At 41.2% G+C, this 11,381-nt stretch carries 8 protein-coding genes; all 8 read right to left on the bottom strand.

Features of this window, described 5'->3' with window-relative positions; genetic code table 11:
• Window positions 1-38: 38 nt before the first annotated feature.
• The gene (locus V7K30_RS12590; protein WP_334999543.1) at window positions 39-2,768 is read right to left on the bottom strand and encodes a peptidase domain-containing ABC transporter; all 2,730 of its coding nucleotides are present in this window, start codon (window positions 2,766-2,768) and stop codon (window positions 39-41) included.
• The gene (locus V7K30_RS12595) at window positions 2,662-3,417 is read right to left on the bottom strand and encodes a helix-turn-helix domain-containing protein (protein WP_334999545.1); all 756 of its coding nucleotides are present in this window, start codon (window positions 3,415-3,417) and stop codon (window positions 2,662-2,664) included. Before V7K30_RS12595 ends, V7K30_RS12590 begins: the two co-directional genes overlap by 107 nt.
• 1,231 nt (window positions 3,418-4,648) lie before the next feature.
• Window positions 4,649-5,812 carry a hybrid sensor histidine kinase/response regulator gene (locus V7K30_RS12600; protein ID WP_334999547.1) on the bottom strand — a complete coding sequence of 388 codons (1,164 nt, stop codon included), beginning with the start codon at window positions 5,810-5,812 and terminating at the stop codon, window positions 4,649-4,651.
• Between the two features lie 12 nt (window positions 5,813-5,824).
• On the bottom strand, window positions 5,825-6,241 hold the full coding sequence (locus tag V7K30_RS12605) for a response regulator (RefSeq protein ID WP_334999549.1): 417 nt from the start codon (window positions 6,239-6,241) through the stop codon (window positions 5,825-5,827).
• Window positions 6,216-8,522, bottom strand: a complete 2,307-nt coding sequence (locus V7K30_RS12610) for an ATP-binding protein (protein WP_334999551.1) — start codon at window positions 8,520-8,522, stop codon at window positions 6,216-6,218. Before V7K30_RS12610 ends, V7K30_RS12605 begins: the two co-directional genes overlap by 26 nt.
• A gap of 361 nt (window positions 8,523-8,883) precedes the next feature.
• On the bottom strand, window positions 8,884-10,371 hold the full coding sequence (locus V7K30_RS12615) for a dolichyl-phosphate-mannose--protein mannosyltransferase (protein ID WP_334999553.1): 1,488 nt from the start codon (window positions 10,369-10,371) through the stop codon (window positions 8,884-8,886).
• 208 nt (window positions 10,372-10,579) lie between these two features.
• A complete protein-coding gene (locus tag V7K30_RS12620) occupies window positions 10,580-10,939 on the bottom strand; it encodes a XisI protein (protein ID WP_334999555.1) in 360 nt (119 codons plus the stop codon).
• Window positions 10,909-11,343: an element excision factor XisH family protein gene (locus V7K30_RS12625; RefSeq protein ID WP_334999557.1), complete on the bottom strand. Its 435-nt coding sequence runs from the start codon at window positions 11,341-11,343 to the stop codon at window positions 10,909-10,911. Before V7K30_RS12625 ends, V7K30_RS12620 begins: the two co-directional genes overlap by 31 nt.
• Window positions 11,344-11,381: the final 38 nt, after the last annotated feature.

An 11,381-nucleotide genomic window follows, 5' to 3' on the forward strand; every position in this document is an offset into this window, starting at 1 on the left:
TGGGGAGACAAGAAAAACTTCCTAGTTTTCCTCTTCTTTCACTCCGCAACATCCAACTGCTGATGATTGAGATAAAAATAATGTCCCCGCTTCGCCATCAACTCTTGGTGAGTCCCACTCTCAATCAACACGCCGCGATCTAGCACCAAAATCAAATCTGCATTCCGCACAGTTGAAAGGCGATGAGCGATTACTAAGGTGGTTCTGCCCTGAAGAATTGTGTTTAAATTCGTCTGAATAATCCTTTCTGACTCTGCATCGAGATGGGAAGTCGCCTCATCCAAAATCAACAGCTTGGGATTGCCTAACAACGCCTTAGCGATCGCAATTCTTTGTCGTTGTCCTCCAGATAACATCCCCCCTCCTTCACCAATCTGGCTTTCATAACCCATAGGTAAATTTTTAATAAACTGATCAGCACCCGCCAATCGCGCCGCCTCAATAATCTCTGCTAAAGTGGCCCCAGGATGTGCCAAGCTAATACTTTCCCGAATTGTTCCGCCAAACAAAAAGGTATCTTGGTCAACTACCCCAACCTGCTCGCGTAGAGAACGCAACGAAAGACTGGTAATATCGTGCCCATCAATCAACACTTTGCCATCTGTGGGGGTATATAACCCCAAAACCAGCTTAGAAATCGTGGTTTTCCCCGAACCACTCCGTCCCACTAGGGCAACCATTTGCCCGCTGTGTATTTCAAAACTGAGATTTTCCAAAACATTGATATCACTTTCAGGGTGATAGCGAAACGTCACGTTGTCAAAGCGAATGTTACCTTGAATGGGTGGTAAAGATTGCCGCACCTGGTGCTGCAAATCCTCTTCTGGTTCCGCATCTAACACATCATTAATGCGTTCCACAGCAATCACCACTTCTTGCAATTGATTCCACAAAACTGTTAATCGTTGAAAAGGTGTAATAATATTTCCCAACAACATATTAAATGCTACCAATTGCCCAATGGTTAGCTGGTTGTGAATCACTTGGTACGCCCCAAACCACAGCAAGATGGTAGTTACTACTGCTTCAATTGTGTTGCTGAATATTTGTAGGCGATTGCTGATAATTTGCCCGGAAAAATTAGTTTTTACTTCCTTACTTAATAACTCTTCCCAATGCCAACGTACTGTCTGTTCTACCGCTGTGGATTTAACTGTTCGTACACCAGAAAGGGCTTCAATCAGATAGCTACTTTCCTTAGCAACAGCAGTAAAGATTTCCCTAGAAATCTTTTGTAAAAAAGGTGTGGCAATCAATGCCAGCAGGAAAAAAGGCGGTATAATCACCAACACCAACAACGCCATTTTCCAGCTGTACCAAAACATCAATCCTAAATAGATAAAGATAGTGACTAAATCTAGCAGGATGGATAACGCCTCACCGGAGAGGAAGCGTTGAATTTTGCGGTTTTCCTGTACACGAGAGATAATATCCCCCACATAACGGGACTCAAAATAACTCAAGGGTAGCCGCAGGGTATGGCGAATAAATCCCACAATCAGTGCTAAATCGAGCTTATTCGCCGTATGGTCTAACAGATATTGCCGCAATCCTGTCATTGCCACACGGAATAAACTAAAAATCAGTAACCCTAACCCGACGGCCGTTAAGGTTAGTTCAGAACGCTGCACCACCACTCGGTCTAAAATTAACTGCGTGAATAGAGGGGTAACAAGTCCAAATATCTGGATAAATACCGAAGCGATAAACACTTCCAGTATTACTAAAGAGTGAGGCTTGAGCAACTCAAAGAATTGCCAAAAGGGAGTAGAAGTCTCTTTGGTATCCTTGAGCATGGCTGTCGGTTGCAGCAGCAATGTGTAACCAATCCAGTTGGCTTTAAATTCGGTATGGCTGAGGCTGCGTTGCCCAATGGCGGGGTCGCCTACAATGACGTGTTTGGGTGTAATTTCGTAGACAACAATGTAATGGTTGCCCTCCCAGTGAGCGATCGCAGGCAATTTTTGCTTCGCCAATTGGTCAAGACTCGCTTTCACAGGTCGCGTGCTAAACCCAATACTTTCCGCCGCCGCCGATAACCCCCGCAGCGACGAGCCATTGCGGTCAACATTGGCCATATCCCGCAGGCGATTTAGACTAAAGTTTTTCCCCCAATAGCGAGACACCATCACTAAACAAGCTGCACCGCAATCCGATCCACTCTGCTGGGCAAAAAACGGATAGCGCCGAATCACCCGCTGTAATAAATGCCCCACTCGCTGCGTAGAGTTAGGAAAATAGGCTTTGCTAATCTTTTTCTCGTGTGGCTTTACTGCTAGCGTTGACAAAATCTTTGTTTCATGCTGCCGTTTGGAGTCAGATGGCGGTACTAGGGAGTTATCTGACTCCATCTGTTGGGGGTTACGAGATAGTGCCTTAGCCCACAAATGCTCCCGAATTTGAGGATATTTAGCTATCAATGGCCACAACGCCTCACCCGGAACAAAGCACAGTTGCAAGTTGACTGAAGCCCTTGCTGCATAAGGTCTTAAGTCACCCTCCTTAAACAAGGTAAATTCCCCAAAAGAGTCTCCCGCCTCCAAGGTGGCGATTAACTCATCGGTGCTATCTAGCAACCTGACCTTACCAGCGATCGCAATATAGATACCTGGTTGAGCATCAGTTCCTTGCCAGAATTTGCCGACTTTCGGGTTGATCAATTTAACTTGTTGAAGACAGTGTTGAAATTCCTCTGCCGAAAGAGAATAACCCAGAGTATTGTTGAACTGTTGCAGAGAAACCAACTGAGCGGATATATCTTGCGCCATGAATGTCTACATCTTTTGTTGATTTTGGAAAGTTAATAAGTAACAATTCCGAATTATCGGGAATAGTTGTCGATTTCAGGTCACTAATCAAAATTTTGGAACGTTTAGCCTGTTCATTGCTGTTTGTTTCAGAATTGCTGGATTTAGGTAGTGTGGATAATCCCATCTGTTTGAGCAGTCGATTTATATGGCGATCGCTCACCTCAATTCCAAATTCTTTTGCCAGATGTTTCCCCAGCCAGTTTGTTGTCCACCGTCGAAAAACATAGCCATGATCGCGGGGACTACTACTAATCAGCTCTTTCAAACGTTCTAAATACTGGTCATTTATTGCTTTAGGACGACCAACGGGGCAATCTTGCCATAGGTGCGCCATCCCAGTCCGGGCTATGTGCATCCAATGACTTGCTGTTGCTGGACAACACTTTAATGTTTGACAAATCGACCTTTGAGTTTTTCCCTCATCTGCCAACAACATGATTTCAATTCGTTGGCGGTAGGATTCAGGTAAATTTTTGTGAAAATTTTCTATCAGTAGTTTCCGTTGAAATGATGTTAAACATTTACCACCAGTTGCACTTGAATATTTAGTTTCATGTTTCGCTTGGCAGTCGAACATATACGTAGAATTTGCTATTTTTGCAGACATAAGAATACTCGTACTTGTAGCATGATTTGTCAAGCTCCATTAATGACAGGCTAAAACAAAATCAGTTTTGTCAATAGTAATTACGCTAATAATCAGCCAACTTATTAAGTAAAAAATTTTACTTAGTACTGAATCGTGAGGGTAAAAATGAATGATGCTTTGAAATATCACGCGTAGGCGTAGCCAGTCGTAGGCATCGTTAGCTTAAAAATTGTGTTTTCTACCCCGATTTTCGGCAAAATTTTAAGCCCTATTGCTTATTGACAAATTGTTGATTATCATATGTTTTCAGCAATGATCAAGCACTTGTGAATGAGTCTTTCGGGTGTTAGTTTTTACCCTAAAAGTGGCAATCGCACAGTGGAGATATAGATTAACTACAAATCAAGTTTGTAAATTCCGAAAAATCATCAATTAATTTTCTTAAAATGCTTGCTCAAAAACTATGTTCTATGTAAATAAGTGGGCACAATAAAACTCAACTATGTAAACAAAGATAAACTGAATTAAAACCTTCTTCCCTCTTGCCTCATGCTTTCTGCTTTTTGCCTGATCGCAACTACAAATATTTACGCCGACTTACTTAGCGCTCTTCCATCACTCTGGTCAAAGAAAAATCTCAGCCAACTTTTAAACAACAGACGGAAACTGAGTTTCGAGCTTTATTTTCTAACATTATGGCTAGAATCATCTGTTTGAGATGAAAGTTTTGTGTAGCAAGGATTATTGTTTTTTATCTGGAGAGAGGAATAAAATAGCCTTAAAACCACTATTCTATATAGGACTCCGATTTATATTTTTGAAAACATACTGAGACTGAAATGCCTGTTTTATAAGGGTTTTATCTGAAATATTGTTCAAAAATCAGACAAAGTTTCTGTATTATTAATTATAAGTATTTATACTTGTGTGATATGTTTAAAGAAATTTAGATTTAGTTAAATATAGCTAAGTTTTATCAAGAACCTATAACTAGAGATTGCTGCTAAGAGTATTAGGGACTTCCAAATAAAAAAATAACCAATCGCTGTGTAAGCAGGGGGGCAGGGGGAGTAAGAAAAATATAATCTGAATAAATTGGATAATTTATTTTCTGGAAGTCCCTTATCTAACGAGGCTCTTAAGCACTGGTACAGCAGTATGAAAGTTCAACGTAATTACTGGGTGGATAATTTGTTAACCTCACCCGATCTGTGTCGAAATCAACTAGGATTTTTATCTGCCTAACAGCTTAAATTCTGAGCAAAGGGAGAGTGACAGTAAATGTAGTGCCCACTCCAAGTTGACTATTAACTATAATTTCGCCACCGTGTGCTTCGACAGCCTTTTTGGCGATCGCTAGCCCCAAGCCGGTACCAGGAATGGTTCCAACATTGTCCGCACGTTGGAAAGGCTGAAACAGTCGCTTTTGGTCTTCTTTAGGAATGCCAATTCCCCAATCTTGAATTCGGAAAATTACTGTTTTTTTCTCACCAATTAGTTCAAAGCGCACTATGCCGTCCGGTAGTGAATATTTAATAGCATTAGTAAGTAAATTACTAAAAATATGCCGCAGCAAGCTTTTATCCCATAGTGCTTCGCCTAATTGCCCAAAACTGGCAAACACTAAAGTCAGATGTTTCTCGCCTGCCATTAATCGAACTTCTTCAACCAGTTGGCGGCAAAAAGCTTCTAAATCTAAACGAATGACTTGAGATCGCAGTTTACCAGAATCAGCTTTACCGATGAATGAAACTTCATCTAATAGCTGCCCCATGTTTTTGATCGCCGAGCGAATCATTTGCAAATGATTCAGTTTTTTCTCTTTGGTCAATTTTTCGTCGTAGTTTTGTAGGAATCCAGCAGCCAAGAGAATAGTATTTAGGGGATTGCGGATGTCATGGGAGAACATTGAGACAAATTCAGATTTTAATTGGTTGATTTCATTGGCTTTCACCAGTTCAGCAGTTCGTTCTTCAACCCGGATTTGTAACGTTTCATTGACCGTGCGTAATGATTCTAAAAGCTGCTTGCGCTCGATGGCATAACGCAAAGAGCGAACCAACACATCTGAATTTACCTGGCGCTTGATTAGATAATCTTGTGCCCCCTGCCGCACTGCCTCAATTGCCACTTCTTCGTCATTTGTATTGGTTAGGACAACAATCGGGATGTTTGGGACTTGATCAATCAGAGGAGGCAGAGATAACAATCCTTGGCTGTCAGGTAGAGATAAATCTAACAAAATAACATCATAATTACACTGAGTTAGTTCCTGAAGTGCTTCCCCCAATCGCTTCACATGAACCAGAGTAAACTCTTGGGACTGGACTTGCATCAAAAACTCTTGTAACAACCTAGCGTAAGATAGGTTATCCTCAACTAACAAGATTTTTACTGAGTAGCTCACAACCATAATCTTGGGGGTTTACTCTAATGGCAGCGTCACAGTCGAGAGCCAAAAATCTTCAATACTCTTGACGATTTGGAATAGCTGGTTAAGGTTGCGGGATTTAGTAATATAGCAATTCACATGCAAATTGTAGCTCTCAATAATGTCATCCTCATTTTTTGAGGTTGTTAACACAACGACTGGAATACGTTTTAGCACTGGGTCAGTTTTAATTTCCCCTAGCACTTCTCTACCATCTTTCTTGGGCAAATTCAAATCTAGGAGGATAAGGTCAGGGCGCGGTGCATTAGCATATTCGCCTTCTTGACGTAAATAAGCCATAGCATCTATGCCATCTTTGACCGTTACCACCTCGTGTGGCACTGAACTATTTTTCAACGCTTCTTGGATTAAGCGAATGTCGGCTTTATTGTCCTCGACCAAAAAGATCATTTTGTGTTTTTCTCCCCTTTCTCCGCTCAAGGTCACGTCCTCCAACTGGAATTGTAAAGTAGAAGGTTGCGCCTTCACCCAGCTTTGACTCTATCCAGATCCGCCCCCGGTGGCATTCGACAATCTTCTTACATATAGCTAAACCCATACCTGTACCGATATATTCATCCCGTGTATGTAGGCGCTGAAAGATGACGAAAATGCGATCGCTAAATTGTGGGTCAATGCCAATTCCGTTATCCCGGACTGAGAACAGCCATGCATCTTCTATCCTTTCTGCTCCCAGATGGATTTGTGGCGGTTGGTGACTGTGGAACTTAATGGCGTTACCAATGAGGTTTTGGAATAGCTGCATCAGTTGGGTGCTGTCAGCCATCACCGTTGGTAAGGGATCGTGGGTAATAGTAGCCCCAGTTTCATTAATGCGTTGGCGCAAATTGCCCAGCGCCCGATTTAAGGCTGTCTCTACCTCGGTCAATTGAAATGCGATCGCCTGCATATCCACTTTTGAGTATGCCAGCACGTCATCAATCAAAGTCTGCATGAGGGTAACTCCCTCTACAGCATAGCTGATAAACTCGTGGGCTTCTTCGTCAAGTTTTTCGCCATAGCGCATCTCCAACAGCTGCACGTAATTCACAACTTGATTAAGAGGTTCTTGCAAGTCATGGGAGGCGATGTAGGCAAACTTTTTCAGGTCTGCGTTAGAACGTTCTAAATCCTCCGCTAACTGGGCAAGTTCATCGGCTTGACGCAGCACTATATTGACAATTGCTTTCCGCAGTTCCAATGCTGCTTTAACTTCTACATCTTTCCAAGGTAAAGATGTTAAGCGGACGGTTTCTTTCCACAGTTCAAATGATTTGCGTGGACATAAACAGACATTTCCTTCTGACTGGCTAACTTCAAAAGCCTTATTAGGATCGCCACCCCAATTTACAGTTTGAATTACTTCCGGTCGAAACCATAAAACATAATTTCGTTTGGCGATGGGAATAGCTAATAAACCGCTAGCGACGTTTTTAAAACTTTCGGCATCTGGATAAATCTGCGGCAAAGAATCTGTATAGAAGACTTCTTCCTCAACGTTATTCTTGAGCCATTGGACTAAAAAATTCAGGTCTTCTTTTTTAGGCGTTTCACCAACTACCGTACAATTTCCCCCAAAACACACGGCTGCGCCTTGAGCGCTGGTCAAATCTAGAAGATTTTGTGAGTTTTTAACTAAACCATCAATAAAGTTTTCGTCTTGAGACATATATTCAATCAAGGCTGATTGAATATATGTCATATTTATCCGGTGATCGTAGTCTTCTGTCTCTTCTCTAGCTGAGATTTCGGTAAATATTAATCGCCCCAGAAATTCGCAAGCTTTACGCAATTCGTAGGAAATATATTTAGGGGACTGATGATGACAAGCAATTAGCCCCCAGAGTTTTTGGTCTTTAATTAAAGAGATAGTCAGGGTTGCAGCAACACCCATATTATGCAAGTACTCCAGATGACAGGGAGCAGCACTTCTGAGAATAGAGTTGGTTAAATTAATCGGGCGATCGCTAATTCGATTATTGACAGGAAAAACTTTTACTGGCTCAGAAGAAGAATCGGGTATGATTCTGATCGAATTGGCAATAAATAATTTTCTTGCTGGTTTGGGAATATCCGATTCTGGGTAATGCAGTCCTAAGTATGGTTCTAGGCTTTCTAATTTTTCTTCAGCGACAACGGAACCATGTCCATCATCATCGAATTTATATAGCATTACCCGGTCAAATTCCGTTAGTTTCTGAACTTCTTCAACGATAACTTGACAAAAATCACGGAAATTTGATACTTTTTCTAGTTGATTTATGGAGGCTCTAGCTAGATGATAAAAGTTTAAAAATGGAATATTTTCTTGAGTAATAGCAGGTTCTAATTCCATAATTAAAAATCCCTCTTCATTGCGGTGAAATACTGCATCAAATACTATGTAGTCGTCACCTTTTTTCCGCACCCAAACTTTGGTGGAATTGATGAAATCAAGATTTGTGGCAGATAGCCCTGTTTTAATTTTCTCTATTTGGAATGGTTCGAGTAAATCTTCTAGTTTTTTTTGCAATATATTTTCGGGAGTCATTCCGAAAATATTTAATGTATTAGCGCTAACTTGTAATATTTTTAGCTCAGGCTCTTCCAAGACTAACAGAACACCATGAGGCTGAATTTGACTAGAAAGATGAATCGGTGCTTCTTGTAAGCCAATTAAATTAATATCTGGCAATTCTAAGTTCATTTTCATGACGATCCTCCTCTATTGTTCGGGAGCATCAAAACTAGGTACTTAATAATAATGGAGAATGATAAATGTAAAAAAATTTTATAATTTCTCATTCATTATTTTTACTTAGTATTTAATTCACCATGCCCTGGTGTTGCGTTTTGCAGCCTTAATATCATCTGCTTGCGCTTTGAACAGTTTAACAGTAAATAAAGCTACATAGTGATAAGAAATGTGAAACCTATATGATTAAACAAATCTGTATATGTGTAGCTATGTTAAGTTGAGAAATTAGTTAGGACAGACGCGATTAATCGCGTCTGTACATGAGTTAGGAGTTATTATTCTTCCCATGCCCAATGCCCAATACCCCTTTATTCAATCAAATCCAAGAGTTGAACCACATTCGCAGTTTATAACCGTCAGGGGAGAGGGGTAAACCCAAATAAATGGGCATCCAGAAAATAAAAGCAACCAGAATGATAAAAGTAATAGTGACACCTACCGCCCGGAGTGGTTGATAATAACTGCGAAGACACTGATCAACAAACCAAGCGATCGCTAAAAATACAAACACCACTGCACACATATAATGGTAAATAAAAGCGCACCTCGTCACCTCCACCCAAGGTAATAAGTTAGCAACATAATTGATCACTAAATACAAGGCAATCCAAGTATCAACACTTAGAGTTGCAGGTACAGAAAAACGCTTTTCCTTCACACAAGAAATTACTAATTGTGACACCAGCATCCCAACTAAAAACAACATGGCAGCAATACCAAACCACCACAAAAATGGATTGCCCATTGCATGGACATCATAAACAACTTGCCCAGCACCAGCAGGCAAAGGTGGCCCCATCACAGGTAACGGTTCGGTGATACTTTCAGCCGTTTGATAATAATATGCCATTGGCCGAGTCATCAAAGGCCATTTGTACCAAGCAGCACAGTAAGGATGCACATTAGGACTATTGCCACCTAAATGTAAGTGAAACTTCAAAATTTCCTGATGTACTGCGATAAATCCGTACCTTTTATCTAGTTGAAGGTGGGGAATCCAGATGATGCTGTAGATAAAAGCTGGGATAATTCCTAGATAAAACAGCATCTGAAAAATGTTTAGCTGAGTCAATTTTTGTAGTGGTGTCTGAGATGAGGAAGAATAAGTACTGACTTCTGTCTCCTTCAATGAGGGGGATGTAAAAAAGAGTTTGGGGTTAGGAAAAAAATGGATTAAATAAATTACCCAAGCTGCTATCCAAATGAGATAAGCACCTGACAGAAACCATAAACCATTCCACTTAGTACCGACTGACGCACCAAAAGTAATGCCAGCAAAAACTAACCAAAAAGAACGTCGCCGATTTTGGTTATCTAATGCTAATAATAAAAACCAGTGCCCTAATAAACCAAAGATGACGATATAAATATTACTTAAAGCATAGCGAGATTCAACTAGAAAGATGCCATCACAAGCTGTGAACAAACCTGCAAGGATGGCAAAGCTACGGCGATAACTCAATTGATAAGCGATCGCAGCCACAACTAAGGGGATAAATGAGCCTGTGAGGGCATTTAACCACCGATAAGTCCAAGGCGATCGCAATGAACCTGTCAGCCCATTTACCGTATCGTGCCAAAAAGGAATGTGACTACCAATCCAAATGCCGATACCAATAATATATTGACTCAGGGGTGGATGGGCATTAAAAAATGGCGTATGCGTGAGATAATTATTACCGAATTTAGCAAAGTAAACTTCATCAAATACCAGAGTGTTGAATCGCTCCAGTCCCCAAAACCGTAAGGCAAGTGAGAGAAGAAATACACACACCATCCCAATTTGAAACCACTTTTTATTCATTAGTTATTTGTCATTTGTGATTTGTCAATGGGCATTTGGCATTGGGCATTGGGCATTGGGCATTGGTTCTCGTCCCTTGTGAGGTACAAGAACCCCACCCCCAACCCCCTCCCCGCAAGCGAGGAGGGGGCTATGATGTACCTTATTAGGAAACGCTATATTTCCCCTCATCCCCCTCATCTCCCCACTCCCCACTCCCCACTCCCCACTATGCAACAGCAAATTCTGAATTTTCTCTCAGTTCCTCAGACCGAAATCCCAATACAATCCGATCCTTCGCCACACCTGCCCTAACTAGTTCCATTGCAATCCCCTCTTCAGTACCATCACGTTGAATCCAAATTTTGCCATCAATAATATCAATGTGAATCATACAGCCGTGAACGCGACGAGTCACAGTAGGAGACAAATCATAGGCTGGTTCTCTTCCCAAAATCATCAAAAGATAGCGGTCTTGTTCGCCATCAAAAACTGTTTCAAATTGAATATTACCAGCGCTGAAGGGGATTTTTGTATGTTCAATCAGAATATTCCGAATCAACTGCCTGTATTGCTCCAAGGTATCCATCTAAAAATAACCTCTTGCTCTAGCTGAAATAGAACAATATTAACTTTGTAATCTTCTACTAAAAGTTTAGCAATTGGCTCATCAAAGATATCGGCGTATACTTCATCCTGAACGGCGAGATAAAGGACGCGATCGGGATTAGTTCTAATCATCACAGAGCGGTATGCAAGGTACTGTCCCAATGCGTGTTCGAGAGCGGTCATGTCCGATACGCTGCGAAACGTTTTAATCTCAACGGCTATCTGCTGTCCTTCCTTTTCAGCAGCAATCAATTTCTCTGCACCCAAGTCAACATACATATCCCTTTTTCCCCACTTTAGATGAAAGGGATCGTCGGTAATCGTCCAGCCATCTTTGATTAGGGCATTTTTGACGTTATCGTGATAGCGGTCTTTAGCTGGCATACATTACTCGAATATTTAACACACTAAAACCCTTTACA

The organism is Nostoc sp. (genome assembly GCF_036917655.1).
Lineage (GTDB): Bacteria > Cyanobacteriota > Cyanobacteriia > Cyanobacteriales > Nostocaceae > Nostoc.

What these genes read in the sequence shown, in the direction of transcription:
- V7K30_RS12620 (WP_334999555.1), bottom strand. Translation starts at nt 10,939, where the DNA reads ATGGATACCTTGGAGCAATACAGGCAGTTGATTCGGAATATTCTGATT.
- V7K30_RS12605 (WP_334999549.1), bottom strand. Translation starts at nt 6,241, where the DNA reads ATGATCTTTTTGGTCGAGGACAATAAAGCCGACATTCGCTTAATCCAA.
- V7K30_RS12615 (WP_334999553.1), bottom strand. Translation starts at nt 10,371, where the DNA reads ATGAATAAAAAGTGGTTTCAAATTGGGATGGTGTGTGTATTTCTTCTC.
- V7K30_RS12600 (WP_334999547.1), bottom strand. Translation starts at nt 5,812, where the DNA reads ATGGTTGTGAGCTACTCAGTAAAAATCTTGTTAGTTGAGGATAACCTA.
- V7K30_RS12595 (WP_334999545.1), bottom strand. Translation starts at nt 3,417, where the DNA reads ATGTCTGCAAAAATAGCAAATTCTACGTATATGTTCGACTGCCAAGCG.
- V7K30_RS12625 (WP_334999557.1), bottom strand. Translation starts at nt 11,343, where the DNA reads ATGCCAGCTAAAGACCGCTATCACGATAACGTCAAAAATGCCCTAATC.
- V7K30_RS12610 (WP_334999551.1), bottom strand. Translation starts at nt 8,522, where the DNA reads ATGAAAATGAACTTAGAATTGCCAGATATTAATTTAATTGGCTTACAA.
- V7K30_RS12590 (WP_334999543.1), bottom strand. Translation starts at nt 2,768, where the DNA reads ATGGCGCAAGATATATCCGCTCAGTTGGTTTCTCTGCAACAGTTCAAC.